This is a genomic window from Amycolatopsis sp. NPDC000009 (assembly GCF_055563465.1).
In genome coordinates this window covers 1-20,323 of record NZ_JBVHDI010000016.1, presented here as the reverse complement: position 1 = coordinate 20,323, position 20,323 = coordinate 1, and the positions used below count along the sequence as shown (strand labels likewise).

The window sequence follows — 20,323 nt, the reverse complement described above, 5'->3', positions numbered from 1 at the left end:
GTGAGGACTTGTGTCACGTCCAGACGGTCGGTCCAGTATCCAAGACATCGCCCGCGCCCGGCTGAGCGACGGTTTCGTCGGCAGGGTCGGGGAACGCGAGGACTTCCGGGTCAATCTGGGGCTGCCGGGGGATGACCGGCGCCGCCGGTATCTGTTCGCGGTGCACGGTCTCGCGGGGGTGGGCAAATCCTTCCTTCTCGACCAGCTTCGCGGTATCGCCGAGGAAACCCGTGCCGCCGTCGGGTTCGCCGACGACCGGCAGCAGGATCTGCCCGCGACCCTGGTCAAGCTGGCGAAGGATCTCGCGCGCGGCGGCTACGAGATGCGCCGCTTCGAGAAGCGCTACGAGACCTATCTCAAGGCGAGGGAACGGCTGCACAGTGATCCGCAGGCTCCGGCCGCCGGGCGCGAACTGGTGACGAAGACCGTCGTCAAGGCCGGCCTCGGGGTCGCGAAGTCCCTTCCGGGTGGGAGTATCGCCGCCGACGCCATCGACGCGGACGCGACGGCCAAACAGCTGGAGCAACTCCAGGTCTACCTCGCCGCGAAATTCAAGCGGAAGGCCGATGTCCAGCTTCTCCTGGAGCCGGCCGGGGAGCTCACCAAACCGTTCATCGAGGATCTGTGGCGTATTCCGGAGAACAAGCAGATCGCGCTGTTCTTCGACACCTTCGAGCGCACCGCACCCGTGCTGGAGACGTGGTTGCTCGACCTGTTCTCCGGGCTGTACGGCGATCTGCCGCAGAACCTGGTGCTCACCGTCGCCGGTCAGTTCCCGCTGGACGAGGCGAAATGGAACCGGCACGCGCCGCTGGTGCGCGAAATCGAACTCCGGCCGTTCACCGAGCCGGAGGCACGCCGCCTGCTCGCCGAGCACGGGATCACCGACGAAAAGGTCGTCGAGATCGTGCTGCGGCTGACGGACGGCCTGCCCGTCCTGGTCGCCATGCTGGCTCGCGGGAACCCCGCCGAGGCGGATGCCGTCGGTGACCCGAGCGACGACGCGGTCAAACGCTTCCTGCACTGGGTTCCCGAAAAGGCCAGGAAGGACATCGCGGCCACGGCGTCGCTGCCCCGCTTCCTGGACGAAGACGTCATCGGTGTGCTGACCGGGAAGGAGAGCGCGGGCGAGATCTTCCGCTGGCTGCGGGAACTGCCGTTCGTCGGGCGCCGTGAGCTCCCGGTGCGCTATCACCCGGTGGTCCGCGGCCCGATGGTGCGCATGGAACGCGGTCGTTCGCCCGCCGAATTCGCCGAACGCCACCTTCGGCTCAGCGAGTACTACGAAGGCCGCTGTGCCGAACTCGGCCTGAGCCACCACCGCGACGCGTGGAGCGACGAGCGCTGGCAGAAGAGGAAGCTCGAACAGACCTACCACCGGCTCTGTGGCGCCCCGGCCGAAGCCCTGCCGGACGCGCTGCTCGGCGCGGCCGAGATGATCACCAGCGGCACCGCCCCCGCACGCACTTGGGCGCGCATGATGGAGCAGGCGGGTGCCGACGCGGACGCGCCCTCGGTACTGGGCTGGGGCCAACGGCTGACCGCCGCCGTCGGTGATGGCGAGATAGCGGTGCTCGACGCGCTCGCCGGCGCCGGCGAACTCGACGCGGCCCGGCTCTCCACGGTGATCCGGCGCCGTGCGTGGGCCTACGAAGGGCAAGATGACGTCGCCGCGGCGAAGCGGGACTTCGACCGGGCTCTCGATCTGAACCCCGCCGATCCTTACCCGTGGAGCGATCGGGGCAACCTGTTCCGCAACGAGGGTGACTGGGAACGGGCGCTGTCGGATCTGAACCGGGCGATCGAGCTCGACCCCACCTACGCCTATTCGTGGCGCGGACGTGGTTCCGCCCGTGCCGAACTCGGCGACCTCGACGGCGCGATGGCGGATCTCGACGAGGCCGTCCGTCTCCAGCCCGACCACAGGTGGGCCTACTCGATCCGGAGCGAGGTGCACTTCAAACGCGGCGATATCCGGAAGGCGATCGACGAGATAGACATCGCGATCCGGCTCGACCCCGACTACGCCTGGGCCGTTCACTACCGGGCCACGCTGTTCGCCGAGCTGGGAGACGACGACGAAGCGCTCGCCGGACACCGCGCGGCCGCCGCCCTCCGCCCCAAAGACGTCTACTACCTGACCGAGCTGGCGTTGTTCCTGGAGCGGACGGAAGACGGGGACGCCGCGTCGGCGGCCTTCGACGCGATCGTCGCGGCGGACCCCGGCAGCGCCAGGGCCCACGCGATCCGGGCCGCGTTCCACCACCGCGCTGAGCGGTACCGGCTCGCCGTCGACGGTTTCACCGCCGCGCTGCGGCTCGACCCGGACTACGAGTGGGCGTACTACATGCGCGGTCAGGCGCACCACAATCTGGACGAGCACCGCACGGCACTCGCCGACTTCGAACGGGCCATCGAGCTGGCCCCCGACGACGCCGAGAACCATCTCCAGCGTGGGGTGATGCTCAGCAGGCTCAAAGAGAACGGTGCCGCGGTGAACTCCTTGAGCCGCGCGATCGAACTCGACCCCGGCAACGAGTGGGCACACACCTGGCGTGCGCTGGCCCATCAGCGCTCCGGCGATTCTCCGGCGGCCCTCGCCGACATCGACGTCGCCGTGTCGGCGAATCCGGAGATGGCCTTCTTCCACACCACCCGCGGTGACATCCTCGGCGACCTCGACCGGCATGACGAAGCCCGGGCAGCACTGGACGAAGGAGCGCGGCTGGGACAGGACGGCGGGTACGCCTTGTACCGGCGCGCCCGGCACCGCCTTCTTTTCGGTGATCAGGAAGGCGCGTTGTCCGATGCGGAAAGCGCGCTGGAAGCAGGGCATGACGAGAGCGCCCGCGCCCTCCGCGCGGAGATCCGCCGCCGGGCCGGTGAGTACGAGGAGGCCATCCGGGAGCTGCGCGAACTGGTCGCCACGGATCCGGAGGACACCGAATACCGCGAGAGCCTCGGGGAGGCCCTGCTGTTCGCGGGGGAGACCGACGAGGCAGAGACGCTTCTGGCCCCACTCGCACCGGAATTCGGCTGGGCGCACAACCTCCTCACGCTCGTCTGGCTGAAGACCGGGCAAACGGAGAAAGCCCACCGAGCGCTGAACGAAGGCCTCGACAAGGCCAACGCCCGGATCGCGACCGGCGCCTTCGACTGGGACGTCCAGCTCCAGCCGCTGTTCTACCTCCTCGTGCTCGGGCGCGAGGAAGAAATGACCCGTGACCTCAAGGCCCTTCTCGAGAAGGGCGCGCCACAGGAAACGCGCTTGGAGCTGCTTCACGATCTCAAGGCGCTACGAGTGCTGATGCCCGAACTCGGCGGAGTGATCGAGGATCTCATCGCCCTCATCCCCAGGCCGGTGCTCAACCTCCCAGGTGCTTGAGCGCCTCCCTTCTGGACAAAGTGGACAGTGCGGGATGCGCGGTGACGAAGGCACGCACCCAGTCCGGCTCGGTCTTCGCGTACTCGCGCAGGGCCCAGCCGATCCCTTTGCGCAGGAAGAAGTCCTTGTCGTCGATGTTGGCTTCGACGGCACGGGTGAGCAGGTCGGTGTCCGTTCCGCCCTTGGCGCCGATCTGGCAGATGACCGAGGTGCGGCGACGCCACCTGTCCTCGTCGTATGCCCAGGTCAGCATCAGCGTGGTCATCGTCTCCGGCTCCGCCCGCAGGATCGGGCCGACCCGGCGGATCGCGACTTCGTCCACGTAGTCCCACCAGGCGCCCGTCACGATCATCTCCTCGTAGAGGCCGAGCAGATCGCCGTCCTGCCAGCGGGCGTAGGCACGATGGCCGGACAGGGCGATCGCCGCATAGCGCTCCTCGCGGAATTCCGCTTCGCGCCACAAGGTGAGAACTGCCGTCGAGAAACTCACTCGATCGGGTAGCGGATGCTCGGCGTAAACCCGCTTCAGCAGGGCCGCCCGAGGCGGGGACGCCACACCGAGGAACGACATCTCCGACTTCATGTACGCCCGCATCGACGGAGCCTTTTCCGGATCGGCCAGCCCGGCCAAACCGTTGCGAACCGCCGAAACCAGGCTTTTCACCTCGTCCACGCGTTCTCCTTTCCCCAGTGGGCGCCGCGAGCGTACGACAGGGGACCGACAAGACTGATATGCCCGGATCGAGGATCGGATACCGACTAAAGAGGGATGGCGGTCAACGTGTCGGTCAGCGAGATTGAAGCCGGTTCTCGGTAGCTTCGGCCCGACCGGGTCGAACGCGGACGAAAAGGAACACAGTGAAGAAATTCGTTGCCGCCCTGGCGGTCGCGGGGATCGGCGTCGGCACCATGGCGCTCGCTCCCTCCGCCACGGCCGCCTCGGCGTCGGACTTCGATCCGAAGCCCATCTCCTGGGGAGCCTGTACTCGCCCGAGCCTGGTCAAGGCCGGCGCGGAATGCGGTTTCCTCGAGGTCCCGTTGGATTACGCGAAACCCGGCGGCGAGAAGATCTCGATCGCCGTCTCGCGCGTGAAGCACAAGGCCGCCAAGTCGCAGGGTGTCATGCTGGTCAACCCGGGCGGGCCCGGCGGTTCCGGCCTCGGCCTCTCGACCCTCGGCAGGGCGGTCCCGAAGAAGGCGGGTGAGGAGTACGACTGGATCGGCTTCGACCCGCGCGGCGTTGGGGAGAGCAAGCCGTCCCTGACCTGCGACGGGAACTACGCCTCCTACAACCGCCCGCAGTACGTGCCGACCACGCGCGCCATCGAGACGGCGTGGCGTGAGAAGGCGAAGGGCTACGCGAAGGCGTGCGCCAAGAACGGCGCGATCCTCGACCACATCAAGACCATCGATGTGGCGAAGGACGTCGACAGCCTGCGCAAGGCGCTGGGCGAGAAGCAGATCAACTACTACGGCTTCTCCTACGGCACCTACCTCGGGCAGGTCTACAGCACGCTGTTCCCGCAGAACGTGCGGCGGATGGTGTTCGACGGCACCGTCGACCCCCGCGACGTCTGGTACAAGGCGAACCTGAACCAGGACGTCGCCTTCGACAAGAACATCAAGATCTACTTCGGCTGGCTCGCGAAGTACGACGACGTCTACCACCTCGGCAAGACCGCGGTTGCGGTCGAGAAGCTGTGGTACGCCGAGCAGAAGAAGCTGTACGACAAGCCCGCGGGCGGCGTCATCGGCGGCTCCGAGTGGACGGACATCTTCCTGCAGGCCGGCTACTACGTGTTCGGCTGGGAAGACATGGCGAATGCCTTCTCCGGCTGGGTGCACAAGGGTGACTGGCAGACCTTGAAGGGCCTGTACGACGACTCCAACCCGCCGGGCCAGGACAACGGTTACGCGGTGTACGCGGCCGTGCAGTGCACCGACGTGGCGTGGCCGCAGAGCTGGCCCCGCTGGAAGTTCGACAACTGGGTCACGCACTTCCGGGCGCCGTTCGAGACGTGGGGCAACGCGTGGTTCAACGCGCCGTGCCTCGACTGGCCGGCCAAACCGGGCAAGCCGGTGGAGATCGACGGGAGCAAGGTCCCCGGCATCCTGCTGGTCAACGAGGAGAACGACGCCGCGACGCCGTACCCCGGCAGCCTCGAGGTCCGCAAGCGCTACCCGAACTCCAGCCTGATCAGCGCTCCGGGCGGCACGACGCACTCGGGTTCGTTGTCCGGTGTGTCCTGTGTGGACGACAAGATCGCGGACTACCTGCTGACCGGGAAGCTGCCGGTGCGCAAGCCGGGCAACGGTTCGGACGTGCAGTGCTCGCCGGTCCCGGCGCCGGTTCCCGCCGGTGCTTCGGCGGCCGCCAAGTCCGATGTGCCTTCGTCGGTCACCGAGGTGAAGAAGGAGGCGCTGGCTCAGGCGCTGCCTTTCTGAGCCTTTTCGCCGCGGAAACGCCCCGGTCCGGGTTTTCGGACCGGGGCGTTCTTCTTGTGGCCGGACCGCCGCGCCGGATGTTGCGAAAGCCACTTTCGCAACCTTCGACGTTGCGAAAGTGGCTTTCGCAACGTGCGGCGGCGGTGGTCGTGGGTGGTTGGCCCGACCTGTCGAGGGCGTGTCGCGAAAGCCACTTTCGCGACCTCAGATGTCCCGAAAGTGGCTTTCGCGGCATGGCCGTCGAGGTTTGGTTCGTCAGCCCCTCAGCAGTGGCTCGTGATCCGCATGCTGTGGATGCGGTCGAAGAACCCGGCGTCGAACGACCCCTCGGCGAACCACCAGTGCCACACGTTCTTGACGGTGCCCTTGACGAACTTGGTGTCACCGCCGTGATGGATGGGCCCGAGGACGATACCGTTGCTGTCCAGGGTGTTCACCCACATCAGCCAGGCGTCGTTGCTGTCGCTGCTGACGATCGTCGCTTCGAACGAAGCGCTGCCGTTGCGTCTGAGCGTCCATTTCGCGTTGTCCATCGTGCAGTCGCCCGCCTGGATGCGACCCCAGGTGAACCAGCAGGAATCCGCTCCGGTGCAGGTGGCCTGCACGGTGGTGGACCCCGTCGTCCCGGCCGAGGCGGGCGTGGCGAAGACGGTCCCGATCGTGAGCACGAGCATTGTCACGAAAAGCGACAACCGATTTGCTTTGGTCCTCATGTTTCCTCCCCTTCGTAAGACAACCGATGAGCAAAGCTAACGCGCGGGTGACCGCGGTCAGGATCACTTAGGTGCGGCAACAGGGGTGGCCGATAGTGCGTGACCGGCATCCTCTCGTCCCCGAATGCGGTGAAAGTTCCGGTCATGCACCGAATCCCCTCGCCACGCCGGGAAACTGTCGGGGCCGCCCGTTAGCGTCCCCGGCATGACCATCGTCGAAGAGCACCGGACCGAGATCCGAGTGCAGGACACCGTTTATCGCATCGAGGTCGCCGCCCGTGAGGGTGGCGGCGCGGCCGGGGAAGACCGCTGGGTGACCGTCATGGTCGGCGGAGCCGGACCGCAGGAGGAGCCTGTCGCCGAAGGCAGGCTCGATATCGACGCCGAAGCCGTACCGGCCTTGGCGACCGTCCTTTCGGACACCCTCCTGGCGTTCGCCGGGCGGGGCAACGGCAGGAGTGGCCGCCGAAGATCGGCGGACCGTCCCGCCCATCAGGGCTCGCCGTGGTCCGACGAGCTCGACGCGGAACTGGAAAGCCGTTGGCTGGCCGGGGAAAGTGTCGAGGAGATCGCACGGCGGTTCGAGCGGACACCGGGCGGGATCCGTGCCCGGTTGCCCAGGGTCGGCTGCGACCCGGAGCGCCGGGGTGCGTATCTCCCGATCCCGCCGAGCAGGCGAGAGGTAGGTGAACTCGGCTGAACCAGGGCGGTCGCGAGGGCGGGCAAGCCTTCGCGGCCGCCGTCAGTCCACTGTGGACATCGTTCCGCGCTGAGCCCTGGCCGCCATCTCCCTGAGGTGACCGATCAGTTCCGGTGGTTCGTGCACGGTGAATTCGCAGCCGAGCCCGAGAATCCGGAACGCGAGCCAGTCGAGGGTGTCCGTGCCCGCGTGGAAAACGCAGGTCTCGTCGTCGATCGATTCCAGTTCGCCGGATCCCTCGCCTATCGCGGGGGAGACCTGGCCGATCGGTGCGTGCAGGGTCACGCGTGCGCTGTAGGTGGGAAGGAGGCTGTACATCTTGTCGGTGACATAGGCCGCCACGTCCTTCGCGGGTGGCTGCCTCGGCGTCGCCCGGCCACCGGTCGCCCGCGGTTCCGAGATCCGGTCAGCGCGGAAGATTCGCCAGTCGTCCCGGTCGAGGTCGTAGCCGAGCAGGTACCACCGGCGTCCGGCGGAGACGAGCCGGTGCGGTTCCACGTGCCGCCGCGATTCGGTCCCGTCGCCGGTGCGATAGGCGAACCGGGTCCGTTCGGTGTTGGCGATCGCGCCCGCGAAGACCGTGAGGTGTTCCGGGTCCACGGCGGATCCGGTGCCCGGGATCGGCACGGTCGCGGCGCCCAGCGCGCCGACGCGATACCGCAGCCGCGACGGCAACACCTGCTCGAGTTTGGCCAACGCCCGCACCGAAGACTCCTCGATTCCCGAGATCGCCTGCCCGGCGGCGCTCCGGAGGCCGACCGCGATCGCGACGGCCTCCTCGTCGTCGAGCAGCAGCGGCGGCATCGCCGTGCCGGCGCCCAGCCGGTAGCCGCCTTCGGAACCCCGTGACGCTTCGACGGGGTAACCGAGCTCACGCAAGCGGTCGATATCGCGCCGGATGGTCCGCGGACTGACTTCCAGCCGCTCGGCGAGCTCGCTACCAGGCCACTCGCGAGGGGTTTGCAGGAGTGACAGCAGGCTCAGCAGCCGGGCGGGCGTGTCGGTCATGCGCTCAAGGATGCCGATACCAAGCAGTCACCATCGGAAGTCCGCCGAATACCCCGAAGGCAACCACTGAGTCCCGTATCGGGTGAGCCACACGACTTTGTTTGATTGAACTTGCATGGGAGTGCATAATCATGCGTATGACGGTGAAGATCGCGGTGGCCGGAGCCAGCGGGTACGCGGGTGGCGAACTCCTGCGCCTGCTGCTGACCCATCCCGAAGTCCAGATCGGCGCGCTCACCGCGGCCAGTTCCGCGGGGACGCCGCTCGTCCAGCATCAGCCGCACCTCGCGCCACTGGCGGACCGAGTCCTGCTGGAGACGACCCCGGAGACCCTGGCCGGGCACGACGTCGTCTTCCTCGCCCTGCCGCACGGCCACTCGGGCGCCATCGCCGCGCAGCTGGGCCCGGACGTCCTGGTGATCGACCTCGGCGCGGACCACCGCCTCACGGACGCGGCCGACTGGCAGCGCTGGTACGGCGGCGACCACGCGGGGCAATGGCCGTACGGGCTCCCCGAACTGCCCGGCGCCCGCGAGCGCCTCGCCGGGACCAAACGCATCGCGGTCCCCGGCTGCTTCCCGACCGGCGGTTCGATCGCCCTCGCCCCGGCGCTGGCCGCGGGCCTGGTCGAGCCGGAGGTCAACGTCGTGGCCGTCACCGGGACCTCGGGCGCGGGCAAGAGCCTGAAGCCGAACCTCCTCGGTTCCGAGGTGATGGGTTCGGCCACCGCGTACGGCGTCGGCGGGGCCCACCGGCACACTCCCGAGTTCGCGCAGAACCTTTCCGCGGTGTCGGGTGAGCGGGTCAAGGTCTCGTTCACCCCAGTGCTCGCCCCGATGCCGCGCGGGATCCTCACCACCGCGAGCGCTCCGCTGAAGACGGACCTGGACGCCGACGGCGCTCGCGAGGTCTACGAAAAGGCGTACGCCACCGAGCCGTTCGTCCAGCTGCTCCCCGCGGGCCAGTGGCCGTCCTCGGCCTCGGTCGTCGGCTCGAACAACGTCCAGCTGCAGGTCACCGTCGACGCCGACACGCGGCGCCTGATCGTGGTCGCGGCCATCGACAACCTGACCAAGGGCACCGCGGGAGGTGCCGTCCAGTCGATGAACATCGCACTGGGCCTCCCGGAAACCACCGGACTACCGACCGTAGGAGTCGCTCCGTGACCGTCACCCAGCCGAAGGGATTCCGTGCCACGGGCGTCGCCGCCGGGATCAAGGCCGAGGGCAAGCTCGACCTCGCGCTCGTCGTCAACGACGGGCCGCTGCAGGTCGCGGCCGGCGTCTTCACCCGAAACGTGATCAAGGCCGCGCCCGTCCTGTGGTCGCAGGAAGTACTCAAGCAACAGCGGCTCAAGGCCGTCGTCCTCAACTCCGGCGGCGCGAACGCCGCGACCGGCCCCGGCGGTTTCCAGGACACTCACAAGACCGCCGAGAAGGTCGCCGAGCTCCTCGAAGCGGGCGCGATCGAGGTCGCGGTCTGCTCGACCGGCCTGATCGGCGAACGGCTGCCGATGGACGCGCTGCTTTCCGGCGTGGACACCGCCTTCGGGAGCCTCGGCACTGGTGCCGAGGCAGACCTCGCCGCGGCCACCGCGATCATGACCACCGACACCAAGCCGAAGCAGGCGGTCGCGAAGCACGACAGCGGCTGGAGTGTCGGCGGGTTCGCCAAGGGCGCCGGCATGCTCGCCCCGAACCTCGCGACGATGTTGTCGGTCCTCACCACCGACGCGGTCGTCACGCCCGAAGTCCTGGACAAGGCCCTGCGCGCCGCCACCGGCGTGACCTTCGACCGGCTCGACGTCGACGGCGGTACGTCCACCAACGACACGGTGCTCGTCCTCGCGTCCGGCGCCAGCGGCGTCGAACCGACCGAGGCCGAACTGACCAAGCTCCTCACCGCCGTCAGTCTCGACCTCGTCCTGCAACTGCGGGCGGACTCCGAAGGCGCGACCAAGTACGTCGACGTCACGGTCACCGGCGCGGCGAGCGAGGCGGACGCCATCGCCGTCGGCCGGACGATCGCCGAGGACAACCTGGTCAAGACCGCGCTGTTCGGTTCGGACCCGAACTGGGGCCGCATCGCCATGGCGCTGGGCCGGGTGCCCGCGAAGATCGACCCGGAGAAGGTCGCCATCGCGATCAACGGCGTCACCCTCTTCGCCAACGGCACCACCGCGGCGGACCGCTCCGAGGCGGATCTCTCCGGGCGGGACATCCAGATCGTCGTCGACCTCGGACTCGGCGAAGGCGGGGCGACGATCTACACGACCGACCTCTCGCACGCGTACGTCGAAGAGAACAGCGCGTACTCGTCATGAGCCCTTCCGAATCCACCGTCCCCGCGGACGAGCGGCTCGCCACCGCCGCCGAGAAGGCGTCGATTCTCATCGAGGCGCTGCCCTGGCTGCAGCGTTTCCACGGCGCCACCGTCGTGGTCAAGTACGGCGGCAACGCCATGATCGACGAGAGCCTCAAACAGGCCTTCGCCGAGGACATGGTCTTCCTGCGCATGGCCGGGCTGCGGCCGGTGGTGGTGCACGGCGGTGGCCCGCAGATCACCGCGATGCTCAACCGGCTCGGCGTGGAAGGCGAGTTCAAGGGCGGCCTGCGTGTCACCACACCCGAGACGATGGACATCGTCCGCATGGTGCTGACCGGTCAGGTCAGCCGTGAACTGGTCGGCCTGATCAACGCGCACGGCCCGTACGCGGTCGGCATCTCCGGCGAGGACGCGCGGCTGTTCACCGCCGAGCGCAAACAGGCCACTGTGGACGGTGTGCCGGTCGACATCGGGCTCGTCGGCGAGGTCTCCGAGGTCAACCCGGACGCGGTGCTCGACATCGTCAACGCCGGCCGGATCCCGGTCGTGTCCACCGTGGCCCCGGACGTCGACGGCGTCGTGCACAACATCAACGCCGACACCGCCGCCGGTGCGCTGGCTGCGGCGCTCGGCGCGGAGAAACTCGTCGTGCTCACCGACGTCGAGGGCCTGTACGCCAACTGGCCGGACCGCGGTTCGCTGGTCGACCGGATCCGCGTGGACCGTCTCGAAACCCTGCTGCCCGGCCTCGCCAGCGGCATGATCCCGAAGATGGAGGCCTGCGTGCGCGCCATCCGCGGCGGCGTCCGCCGGGCGCACGTGATCGACGGCCGCATCGCCCATTCGGTATTGCTGGAGGTCTTCACCTCCCGCGGTATCGGTACCATGGTCTTCCCCGAAACGGAGCTCCCGTGACCACGTACCAGTCCAATGTAGACGGCCAGGAGCACTGGAAGTCGTCCCTCATGGACAACTACGGCACCCCGGCGCTGACCCTGGTCCGCGGTGAAGGCGCGAAGATCTGGGACGCAGACGGCAAACCGTACGTCGACCTGCTGGGCGGCATCGCGGTGAACGCGCTCGGCCACGCGCACCCCGCCGTGGTCGCCGCCGTCACCGAGCAGGTCGCGAAGCTCGGGCACACCTCGAACCTCTACGTGAACCCCGTCGCCGTAGAACTGGCCGAAACCCTCCTGGACGTCGCTGGTCTGTCCGGCAACGCGAAAGTGCTGTTCGTCAACTCCGGCGCGGAGGCCAACGAAGCCGCGCTGAAGATCAGCAGGCTGACCGGCCGGACCAAGATCGTCGCCTGCGAAGGGGCGTTCCACGGGCGCACCATGGGCGCCCTCTCGCTCACCGGTCAGCCGTCGAAGCGAGACGCCTTCGCGCCGCTGGTCCCGGGCGTCACCCACGTTCCCTACGGTGACGTCGCCGCACTTCGCGCCGCGGTGGACAACGAAACCGCGGCGGTGTTCCTCGAGCCGATCCTCGGTGAGGCAGGTGTCGTCCCGGCGCCGGACGGCTATCTCCAGGCCGCCCGGGAGATCACCAAGGCGACCGGCACCCTGCTGGTCCTCGACGAGGTGCAGACCGGCATCGGCCGCACCGGCGCGTGGTTCGCCTTCCAGCACACCGGCATCGTCCCGGACGTCATCACGCTGGCCAAGGGTCTCGGTGGCGGGCTGCCGATCGGCGCGGTCATCGGCATCGGCGAGGCGGGGGAGCTGATGAAGCCGGGCCAGCACGGCACCACCTTCGGCGGCAACCCGGTCTGCTGCGCCGCCGGGCTCGCCGTGCTCAAGACCATCGCCAAGGACAACCTGAACGACCACGTCTCCGCGCTGGGCAAGGACATCGCTTCCCGGGTGGAGGAGCTCGGTCACCCGCTGGTGTCCGGGGTCCGCGGTGCGGGGCTGCTGCTCGGCATCGCGTTGCGAGAACCGGTCTCGGCGACAGTCGCCAAGGCCGCGCAGGACGCGGGCTACCTGGTCAACCCGATCGCACCCGACACCATCCGGCTGGCACCGCCACTGATCCTGAGCGCCGAAGAGGCCACGGGATTCCTCGAAGCCCTTCCCGGGGCGCTCGATTCCACCACCACCTAGGACAGAGACGAAACGCATGCTCCGCAACTTCCTCCGTGACGACGATCTCAGCCCCGCCGAACAGGCCGAGATCCTGGACCTCGCCGACCAGCTGAAAGCCGAGCCGCTGAGCTCCCGCGCGCTGGAGGGCAAGTCCGTAGCGGCGATCTTCGAGAAGAACTCCACCCGGACCCGGTTCTCCTTCGAGGTGGGCATCGCCCAGCTCGGCGGGAACCCGGTCATCGTCGACGGCCGCTCCATGCAGCTCGGCCGTGAAGAGACCATCGAAGACACCTCACGGGTGCTTTCGCGGTATCTGGACGCGATCGTCTGGCGGACCTTCGCCCAGAAGCGCATCGACGCGATGGCGTCGGCGGCGAGCATCCCGGTGATCAACGCGCTCACCGACGAGTTCCACCCGTGCCAGGTGCTCACCGACCTGATGACCATCCGCGAGCGCAAGGGCAAGCTCGCCGGGCTCACCCTGGTGTACCTCGGCGACGGCGCCAACAACATGGCGCATTCGCTGCTGCTGGGCGGGACGACGGCCGGGATGCACGTCCGCGTCGTCTCGCCGGAGGGCTTCCAGCCGGATCAGCAGGTCATGCTCGACGCGAAGCACCGGTCGACGGAGACCGGCGGCAGCACCACGGTCTTCACCGATCCGTACGCGGCAGTCGAAGGCGCGGACGTCGTCGTCACCGACACCTGGACCTCCATGGGCCAGGAGAACGACGGTCTCGACCGCGTCGGCCCGTTCCGCGAGCTGCAGGTCAACTCGGCGCTGATGCGTCGCGCCGCGGACGAGGCGATCGTGTTGCACTGCCTGCCCGCGCACCGCGGCTGGGAGATCACCGACGAGGTCATCGACGGCCCGGCGAGCGCGGTCTGGGACGAGGCCGAGAACCGGCTGCACGCGCAAAAGGCGCTGCTGGTGTGGCTGCTTGGCAAGGAGGCATCGTGAGCCACACTGGCGAAGCCTCGCTCGCGCATGCCGACCGGGTGTGGGTGTCCCGCACTGGCACAGAGAAGCGACGATGACCGGCAGCCGAGTCACCCGGCAGGCCCGGATCACCGAACTCGTGTCCACGATGGCCATCCGCAGCCAGACCGAGCTCGCGAAGCTCCTGGCCGCGGAGGGTATCGACGTCACACAGGCGACGCTTTCGCGGGACCTCGACGAACTGGGCGCGGTGAAGCTCCGGGGTGCCGATTCCGGCGCACCGGTGTATGTCATCCCCGAGGACGGCAGTCCGGTGCGCGGGGTGCAAGGCGGCACGTCGCGCCTTTCGCGGTTGCTCGCCGAACTGCTCGTTTCGGCGGACTCGTCGGGCAACCTGACGGTACTGCGCACCCCGCCGGGCGCGGCGCAGTTCCTGGCCAGCGCCATCGACAGGGCGGCGCTGGAGGAGGTCGTCGGTTCCATCGCCGGCGACGACACGGTCGCGGTGATCGCGAGGGAACCGCTGTCCGGCAAAGACCTGGCCGAGCGCTTCATGGCGCTGGCCCGACGGTCGTCCACAGTGGACGGCGGTGAGGAGACCGAAGGTGACGCCTGACGGGTTCGCCTTCCCGGACGACCCGGAGAAGCTGGTCGTCACCTTCGACGAAGGTGTGCCGGTGGCCATCGACGGGGAGACCGTGACACTGCTGGAAGCCTTCCAGCAGCTGAACCTGCGTGTCGGCGCCTTCGGGCTCAAGGGACGCGAGATCTACGAGGGACCGGCCGCGATCGCACTGGTCACCGCGCACGAGGAACTGCAAAAGGTCAGTACCGGGCGGGTGTCCGGCGAGGTGCGGCTGGTCCTGCACCGCGGAAACGCGGTCGTGAACTCCGCGCGCGACGAGCGCGCGCTGTACGACTTCACCACAGGCGCTACCTTCGACCGGTCAGTCGCCTGAAGAGAACCGAAAGAATTCGAGGAGTGTCGTGAGCGGGAATGAGCAGCCGGTGCAGCTGTGGGGTGGCCGGTTCGCCAGCGGGCCGGCGGAGGCGATGGCGGCGCTGAGCGCGTCGACCCATTTCGACTGGCGGCTGGCGCCGTACGACATCGCCGGGTCGCGCGCCCACGCGCGAGTGCTGCGGAAGGCGGGGCTGCTCACCGAAGACGAGCTGACCGGCATGCTCGCCGCGCTGGACACCCTCGCGCAGGACGTCGAGTCGGGCGCGTTCACCCCGACCGTCGCCGACGAGGACGTCCACACCGCGCTCGAACGCGGTCTGCTGGAGCGGGCGGGCACCGAACTCGGTGGCAAGCTGCGGGCCGGCCGTTCGCGCAACGACCAGGTCGCGACGCTGTTCCGGATGTGGCTGCGGGATGCCGCCCGGCGAGTGGTCGCGGGCACCCTCGGCGTCGTCGACGCGCTGGTTTCGCAGGCGAAGCGGCACCCGGACGCGATCCTCCCCGGCCGCACCCACCTGCAGCACGCCCAGCCAGTCCTGCTGGCGCACCACCTGCTCGCACACGGCCAGTCGCTGCTGCGCGACGTCACCCGGCTGCGTGACTGGGACGCTCGCACCGCCGAATCGCCCTACGGCTCCGGCGCGCTCGCGGGGTCCTCGCTCGGCCTCGACCCGGAGGCCGTCGCCGAGGAACTGGGCTTCGACACCAGCGTCGAGAACTCGATCGACGGTACCGCCTCGCGGGACTTCGTCGCCGAGTTCGCCTTCGACGTCGCGATGCTCGCGGTCAACCTGTCCAGGATCGCCGAAGAGGTGATCATCTGGAACACCGCCGAATTCGGCTACGTCACCCTCGACGACGCCTGGGCGACCGGCAGTTCGATCATGCCGCAGAAGAAGAACCCCGACGTCGCCGAGCTGACCCGCGGCAAGGCCGGACGGCTCATCGGCAACCTGACCGGTCTGCTCGCGACGCTCAAGGCGCAGCCGCTCGCGTACAACCGTGACCTGCAGGAGGACAAGGAGCCGGTCTTCGACTCCGTCGAGCAGCTGGAACTGCTGTTCCCGGCGATCGCGGGCATGCTCGAGACGCTGACCTTCCACACCGATCGGCTCGCCGAACTGGCGCCCGCCGGGTTCACCCTCGCCACGGACATCGCCGAATGGCTGGTGCGCCAGGGCGTTCCGTTCCGTGTCGCGCACGAAGCGGCGGGGGAGAGCGTCCGCGTCGCCGAGGCCCGCGGCGTCGGCCTGGACGAACTGACCGACGAGGAGTTCGAGAAGATCAACCCCGCCCTGACGCCCGCGGTGCGCGAGGTGCTGACCGTCGAAGGCTCGGTGAGTTCGCGCAACGCCCGCGGCGGTACCGCTCCGGAGCGGGTCGCCGAACAGCGGGACCGGCTGGTCGCGCGGGTCGCCGAACACCGCGCCTGGTTGAGCTGACCTCTCGCGTGAAGGCCCCCTTCCCTCGGCTCAGCCGAGTGAAGGGGGCCTTCACGCGCTTCAAGATCGCTTCGTGGTCTTCCGGAGCTTCGCCCGCACCGCACGGGTGGCGACCGGGCCGAGCCCTTCGAAGACGTCGACCAGGACGGCAAGCTGCTCCAACGCCGCCAATGCCTGTTCGCTGCCCTCGGGATTGACCGACTCGAACAACGTCAGGCCGAGGAAACCGGCGGAGACCGCGTGGGCGAGCCCCTCGGTCTCCGCGAACTCCAGCACCGGCGAATCGGTCAGCACACGGTCGAGGGTGACCCGGACTTCGCGCACCCAGTTGTCCAGTGCCTGCCGTGTCGCCTCGGCCAGCCGTCCGCCGCCCTGTGCGCCGGCGAGCGCCTGTGCGAGGACCGTCATGTTCCCCTCGGCGCGTTCCTCCGTGTGGATGATCCGGCCCAGATCCAGCAGTTCGCCGAGCGTGGTCACGGCGGCGAACCGATCACGGAAGTGGGCGACGCGGCTTTCGGTCGCCGTCACGCAGGCCTGCGCGATCAGCTCCTCGACACTGCCGAAGTGGTAGAAGATCAGCGCCTGATTGGTACCCGCCGCGGCGGCGACGGTCCTGGCCGAAACGGCGGTGATCCCGCTGGTGCGGATCGTCTCCAGCGCTCCGTCGATCAACCGCTGTTTCGTGCTGGGCCCGTTCATCAGTCCAGGACTTTCTCACGCAGTGGCTTCACCGCGCCGCTCACCCCCGGCCGCAGATCGACGAATCGTGCCTCGAAAGCGCCCCGGTAGCCGAACAGCGGCCCGAACCGCCGGTTCGTCACCCGGATCTCGATGCGGAAGAGCCCACTCTCGTCGTCGAACCACTCGTCGACCTCGGCCACACCGACGACGGATTGTGGCACCACACACCGAAGCGGACCTTCGCTGATACGGAACTGCTCCGACCGGATGTGGAAGCCGCCGTCCGGCCGCACCGTCATGTCGAGATCGACGGCAAGGTGCTGATGTGTCCCCAGATAGTCGACGATCTTCCCGCGATCGGGGCTGTAGATCATCTGCGCGTCGAACCGGCGCCGTCGTTCCGGCAGTTCGAAGGTGCGGACGAACGACACCGTCTCCCTGCCGAGCGAGTCGACGTACGGATAGTTCTCGATGGTGAAGGGGACGTTGCGGCCCCGTTCCGGGAACAGGATGTGCCTCGACGCGCCGAGCCGCAGGAACGGCGTCGCGAACGCGGAGCCGCGCCAGATCTCGTCCATCACGCCGACGCCGATCATCCCGACGCCGTTCTCAGTGCCCAGCGACAGTCGTTCGCGCATCCGCGGATGCAGGGACTCGAAGCCGGCGCCCAGTGCCTTTCGGAAGATCATGCCTGCTCCAGGGTGTCGAGGAGGCGAGGTGCGATGCCGTCCTTGCCCGGCCGCGGACTCCGGCGGCAGCGCCCCGCCGAGGGCGAGAGCAACGGGAGTTCTTCGGGTGGCGCGCCGGTCTCGAGCCACAGGCGGAGCCTGTCGAACGACCACGCCGTCAGCCAGCCGAAGAGCGGCCGGAACAACAGATCGGCGAATCTGCCGGCCACACCCCCTCGAGTGATGTAGTCGAAGCCGGTGACGAACCGGACGCCGCCGTCGACCGGGGTGTAGCGCCAGTACCCCGAGCCGGACTTGATGAGCGACAGCGGATCCGCGGAGGCGAACCGCAACGCGGACGTCCGGCCGCAGTCCGGCCGCGTGCTCTCCCCGGCGTGTGCTCCGGTCCCGCTGACGACGAGCCCCAGGAATTCGGTCGTGTACCGGAACCGTCCCGGCGAACCCGCGACCGGCTCGATCTGCGAGAAGCGGAGATCCCAGCGCGCGTGCAGACGCGGGTCCTGCGTGTACCGCCACAGCGTGTCGAGGTCGGTGCGGATCACCGTTTCGACGTAAAGCGCTCTTCGACTCATGGATCCCCCTCGTTTTGAGCGTCCGCTCAAAAGCACTGTAGAGCATGTTTGAGCGATCGCTCAATACCTCGCCCGTTAAGGTCGGCCTGGGAGAACGCGACGTAAAGGGGAGTGCGGAACGTGGAGACCGGCAGGCAGTTCACCCGCCGCGAGCTGGCGCTGGATCCGGTGGAGCTGTCCACACTCCTGCTCGGCGCGGTGATCGAAGCGACCGGTCCGGACGGCACCGTCGCCGTCCGCCTGGTGGAGGTCGAGGCCTATCGGGGGCTCGACGACCCCGCGTCGCACTGTTATCGCGGCAAGACGCCGCGCAACGCGGTCATGTGGGGACCCGCGGGGCACCTGTACGTGTACTTCGTCTACGGCATGCACTTCTGCGCGAACGTCGTCGGCACGGAAGACGGGCAGCCGGGCGCCGTGCTGCTGCGTGCCGGGGAGGTGGTGTCCGGTGCGGACATCGCAAAGGCGCGCAGGCCGTCGGCACGAGGCAACGGCGAGCTCGCCAAAGGGCCGGCCATCCTCACGTCGGTGCTCGGCATCGACCGCGCCGAGAACGGCGTCGACCTGACCGACCCGGCATCACCCGTCCGGTTGTTCCCCGGCGAACGCGTTCCCGAAGCGGACATCCGCACGGGGCCGCGTGTCGGCGTCGCGATGGCGATGGACACGCCGTGGCGGTTCTGGATCGACGGATCGCCCGCGGTCTCCACCTACCGCCGGGGCGGCAAGCGACGGGCGGCCGCCCCCGGCCGATAGCCGGTTGACCTGGTGCGGGAGGATCTACAGGCGTGAGCGAGCACATCCTTGACGAGCTGACCTGGCGCGGCCTGATCGCGCAATCCACCGACCTCGAAGCACTGCGGCGAGACCTCGACCAAGGACCTCTCACGCTCTATTGCGGATTCGACCCGACCGCGCCCAGCCTGCACGCCGGCAACCTGGTCCCGCTGCTGATGCTCTCCCGCTTCCAGCGCGCCGGTCACCGGCCGATCGTGCTGGCGGGCGTCGCGACCGGGATGATCGGCGACCCGCGCGACACCGGTGAGCGCACCCTCAACACGCTGGACACCGTCGCCGAATGGGCGGACCGGATCCGCGGGCAGCTGGAGCGCTTCGTCGACTTCGACGATTCGCCGACCGGCGCGGTCATCGAGAACAACCTGAACTGGACCGGCAAGCAGACCGTGGTCGAGTTCCTGCGCGACGTCGGCAAGCACTTCCCGGTCAACATGATGCTGAACCGCGAGACGGTGAAGCGGCGTCTCGAGGCCGACGGCATGTCGTACACCGAGTTCAGCTACCTGCTTCTGCAGTCGCAGGACTACCTGCACCTGCACCGCGAGTACGGCTGCAAGCTGCAGATCGGCGGCTCGGACCAGTGGGGCAACCTCGTCGGCGGTGTCGACCTGATCCGCCGGACCGACGGTGGCCATACACACGCGCTGACCGCGCCGCTGGTCACCGACACCGAGGGACGCAAGTTCGGGAAGTCCACCGGCGGCGGCAGCGTCTGGCTCGACCCGGAGATGACCTCCCCGTACGCGTGGTTCCAGTACTTCGTGAACGTCGCCGACTCCGACGTCATCCGCTACCTGCGGATGTTCTCCTTCCTCGGGCAGGAGGAGATCGCGGCGCTGGCCGAGGACACCGAACAACGCCCCCACCTGCGGTCCGCGCAGCGGAAGCTGGCGGAGGACTTCACGACCCTGGTGCACGGTGAGGAAGCGACCCGTCAGGTCATCGCCGCGAGCCAGGCGCTGTTCGGCAGGGGGGAGCTGCGTGAGCTCGACTCGTCCACCCTCGACGCCGCCATGGCCGAGGTGCCGAACGGCAAGGTCGACCCGAACGGCGAGTCGACCATCGTCGACCTGCTGATCGCGGCCGGGCTCGTCGACAGCAAGGGCGCCGCGCGCCGCACCGTGAAGGAAGGCGGCGCGTACGTCAACAACACGAAGATCGCCGACGAGGAGTGGAAGCCGTCCGCGGAAGACGCTCTGCACGGCCGCTGGCTCGTGGTCCGCAAGGGCAAGCGCAACGTCGCCGGCGTGCGCGTCGGGGGCTGACCGCGGCCCAGGCTCGAAACAGGGGCTCTGACCTGCGGAAACGCAGTTAAGGTACCCCCCTGTTTCGGGCCCTTCCGGGGCGTGTAAAGTTCTCCAAGTCGCCAGGGAAACCGGGTGGCCGACCGGGACACGAACCAAGCTCTCGCTCAGGGCGATTGAGTGGGTGTCTCACCAAAAACTGCTAGGAATGACTGCTTCGGATAAGGCCGCTGTGATGGCGGTGCGATCTGGGGTGTGTTGCTTGAGAACTCAACAGTGTGCTAGTGAACTAAGCCAGTAGAGCTTATGTATTTGAACCTCGTTTGAGGTTCC

Annotated in this window: 19 protein-coding genes; 13 read left to right on the top strand and 6 right to left on the bottom strand. The window is 68.4% G+C overall.

The window, feature by feature from the left end; genetic code table 11:
* Positions 1-10 precede the first annotated feature (10 nt).
* Entirely contained in the window at positions 11-3,385 is a 3,375-nt protein-coding gene (locus tag ACZ3HL_RS32080) for a tetratricopeptide repeat protein (protein WP_465535149.1), read from the top strand.
* On the opposite strand, the gene ACZ3HL_RS32075 is transcribed toward ACZ3HL_RS32080, so the two are convergent.
* Positions 3,366-4,058 (bottom strand): DNA alkylation repair protein, encoded by a 693-nt coding sequence (locus ACZ3HL_RS32075; RefSeq protein WP_465535148.1) that lies wholly within the window; start codon positions 4,056-4,058, stop codon positions 3,366-3,368. The genes ACZ3HL_RS32080 and ACZ3HL_RS32075 overlap by 20 nt on opposite strands.
* A gap of 185 nt (positions 4,059-4,243) precedes the next feature.
* Here ACZ3HL_RS32075 and ACZ3HL_RS32070 point away from each other — a divergent pair, with 185 nt between their 5' ends.
* The gene (locus ACZ3HL_RS32070; protein WP_465535147.1) at positions 4,244-5,830 is read left to right on the top strand and encodes an alpha/beta hydrolase; all 1,587 of its coding nucleotides are present in this window, start codon (positions 4,244-4,246) and stop codon (positions 5,828-5,830) included.
* 263 nt (positions 5,831-6,093) lie between these two features.
* Here ACZ3HL_RS32070 and ACZ3HL_RS32065 read toward each other — a convergent pair whose 3' ends face one another.
* Complete coding sequence (locus ACZ3HL_RS32065) at positions 6,094-6,543, bottom strand: DUF6294 family protein (RefSeq protein WP_465535146.1); 450 nt, start codon at positions 6,541-6,543, stop codon at positions 6,094-6,096.
* 205 nt (positions 6,544-6,748) lie between these two features.
* Here ACZ3HL_RS32065 and ACZ3HL_RS32060 point away from each other — a divergent pair, with 205 nt between their 5' ends.
* Positions 6,749-7,243 carry a helix-turn-helix domain containing protein gene (locus ACZ3HL_RS32060; RefSeq protein WP_465535145.1) on the top strand — a complete coding sequence of 165 codons (495 nt, stop codon included), beginning with the start codon at positions 6,749-6,751 and terminating at the stop codon, positions 7,241-7,243.
* A gap of 42 nt (positions 7,244-7,285) precedes the next feature.
* Here ACZ3HL_RS32060 and ACZ3HL_RS32055 read toward each other — a convergent pair whose 3' ends face one another.
* The gene (locus tag ACZ3HL_RS32055) at positions 7,286-8,251 is read right to left on the bottom strand and encodes a helix-turn-helix transcriptional regulator (RefSeq protein ID WP_465535144.1); all 966 of its coding nucleotides are present in this window, start codon (positions 8,249-8,251) and stop codon (positions 7,286-7,288) included.
* A 137-nt stretch (positions 8,252-8,388) separates the two neighbouring features.
* Between ACZ3HL_RS32055 and argC the strand changes: the two genes are divergently transcribed.
* From argC to argH, 8 genes are all read left to right on the top strand, one after another.
* Complete coding sequence (argC, locus tag ACZ3HL_RS32050) at positions 8,389-9,417, top strand: N-acetyl-gamma-glutamyl-phosphate reductase (RefSeq protein WP_465535143.1); 1,029 nt, start codon at positions 8,389-8,391, stop codon at positions 9,415-9,417.
* Entirely contained in the window at positions 9,414-10,574 is a 1,161-nt protein-coding gene (gene argJ, locus ACZ3HL_RS32045; protein ID WP_465535142.1) for a bifunctional glutamate N-acetyltransferase/amino-acid acetyltransferase ArgJ, read from the top strand. The genes argC and argJ overlap by 4 nt, the downstream gene beginning before the upstream one ends.
* Positions 10,571-11,491 (top strand): acetylglutamate kinase, encoded by a 921-nt coding sequence (gene argB, locus ACZ3HL_RS32040; protein WP_034321637.1) that lies wholly within the window; start codon positions 10,571-10,573, stop codon positions 11,489-11,491. Before argJ ends, argB begins: the two co-directional genes overlap by 4 nt.
* Positions 11,488-12,681 (top strand): acetylornithine transaminase, encoded by a 1,194-nt coding sequence (locus ACZ3HL_RS32035; RefSeq protein WP_465535141.1) that lies wholly within the window; start codon positions 11,488-11,490, stop codon positions 12,679-12,681. Before argB ends, ACZ3HL_RS32035 begins: the two co-directional genes overlap by 4 nt.
* Before the next feature lie 16 nt (positions 12,682-12,697).
* On the top strand, positions 12,698-13,624 hold the full coding sequence (gene argF, locus ACZ3HL_RS32030; RefSeq protein ID WP_465413124.1) for an ornithine carbamoyltransferase: 927 nt from the start codon (positions 12,698-12,700) through the stop codon (positions 13,622-13,624).
* A 73-nt stretch (positions 13,625-13,697) separates the two neighbouring features.
* A complete protein-coding gene (locus ACZ3HL_RS32025; protein WP_034321647.1) occupies positions 13,698-14,219 on the top strand; it encodes an arginine repressor in 522 nt (173 codons plus the stop codon).
* Entirely contained in the window at positions 14,209-14,562 is a 354-nt protein-coding gene (locus ACZ3HL_RS32020) for an argininosuccinate synthase (RefSeq protein ID WP_465413126.1), read from the top strand. Before ACZ3HL_RS32025 ends, ACZ3HL_RS32020 begins: the two co-directional genes overlap by 11 nt.
* Before the next feature lie 28 nt (positions 14,563-14,590).
* Positions 14,591-16,006: an argininosuccinate lyase gene (gene argH / locus ACZ3HL_RS32015; protein ID WP_340688374.1), complete on the top strand. Its 1,416-nt coding sequence runs from the start codon at positions 14,591-14,593 to the stop codon at positions 16,004-16,006.
* Between the two features lie 60 nt (positions 16,007-16,066).
* Here argH and ACZ3HL_RS32010 read toward each other — a convergent pair whose 3' ends face one another.
* From ACZ3HL_RS32010 to ACZ3HL_RS32000, 3 genes are read right to left on the bottom strand one after another with little or no spacing between them, the layout of a single operon-like run.
* Entirely contained in the window at positions 16,067-16,705 is a 639-nt protein-coding gene (locus ACZ3HL_RS32010; protein WP_465535140.1) for a TetR/AcrR family transcriptional regulator, read from the bottom strand.
* Positions 16,705-17,376, bottom strand: a complete 672-nt coding sequence (locus ACZ3HL_RS32005; protein WP_465535139.1) for a DUF4166 domain-containing protein — start codon at positions 17,374-17,376, stop codon at positions 16,705-16,707. The genes ACZ3HL_RS32010 and ACZ3HL_RS32005 overlap by 1 nt, the downstream gene beginning before the upstream one ends.
* Complete coding sequence (locus ACZ3HL_RS32000) at positions 17,373-17,948, bottom strand: SRPBCC family protein (RefSeq protein WP_465535138.1); 576 nt, start codon at positions 17,946-17,948, stop codon at positions 17,373-17,375. The genes ACZ3HL_RS32005 and ACZ3HL_RS32000 overlap by 4 nt, the downstream gene beginning before the upstream one ends.
* Before the next feature lie 120 nt (positions 17,949-18,068).
* On the opposite strand from ACZ3HL_RS32000, the gene ACZ3HL_RS31995 reads away from it, so the two are divergent.
* Both ACZ3HL_RS31995 and tyrS read left to right on the top strand, forming a co-directional pair.
* Positions 18,069-18,704: a DNA-3-methyladenine glycosylase gene (locus ACZ3HL_RS31995; RefSeq protein WP_465535137.1), complete on the top strand. Its 636-nt coding sequence runs from the start codon at positions 18,069-18,071 to the stop codon at positions 18,702-18,704.
* A 32-nt stretch (positions 18,705-18,736) separates the two neighbouring features.
* The gene (tyrS, locus tag ACZ3HL_RS31990; protein WP_465413136.1) at positions 18,737-20,011 is read left to right on the top strand and encodes a tyrosine--tRNA ligase; all 1,275 of its coding nucleotides are present in this window, start codon (positions 18,737-18,739) and stop codon (positions 20,009-20,011) included.
* The last annotated feature ends 312 nt before the right edge of the window (positions 20,012-20,323 follow it).

Excerpts from the sequence above, each read along its gene's own strand:
- ACZ3HL_RS32065 (WP_465535146.1), bottom strand. The coding sequence starts at position 6,543 with ATGAGGACCAAAGCAAATCGGTTGTCGCTTTTCGTGACAATGCTCGTG.
- ACZ3HL_RS32060 (WP_465535145.1), top strand. The coding sequence starts at position 6,749 with ATGACCATCGTCGAAGAGCACCGGACCGAGATCCGAGTGCAGGACACC.
- ACZ3HL_RS32055 (WP_465535144.1), bottom strand. The coding sequence starts at position 8,251 with ATGACCGACACGCCCGCCCGGCTGCTGAGCCTGCTGTCACTCCTGCAA.
- argC (WP_465535143.1), top strand. The coding sequence starts at position 8,389 with ATGACGGTGAAGATCGCGGTGGCCGGAGCCAGCGGGTACGCGGGTGGC.
- argB (WP_034321637.1), top strand. The coding sequence starts at position 10,571 with ATGAGCCCTTCCGAATCCACCGTCCCCGCGGACGAGCGGCTCGCCACC.
- argF (WP_465413124.1), top strand. The coding sequence starts at position 12,698 with ATGCTCCGCAACTTCCTCCGTGACGACGATCTCAGCCCCGCCGAACAG.
- ACZ3HL_RS32025 (WP_034321647.1), top strand. The coding sequence starts at position 13,698 with ATGACCGGCAGCCGAGTCACCCGGCAGGCCCGGATCACCGAACTCGTG.
- ACZ3HL_RS32010 (WP_465535140.1), bottom strand. The coding sequence starts at position 16,705 with ATGAACGGGCCCAGCACGAAACAGCGGTTGATCGACGGAGCGCTGGAG.
- ACZ3HL_RS32005 (WP_465535139.1), bottom strand. The coding sequence starts at position 17,376 with ATGATCTTCCGAAAGGCACTGGGCGCCGGCTTCGAGTCCCTGCATCCG.
- ACZ3HL_RS32000 (WP_465535138.1), bottom strand. The coding sequence starts at position 17,948 with ATGAGTCGAAGAGCGCTTTACGTCGAAACGGTGATCCGCACCGACCTC.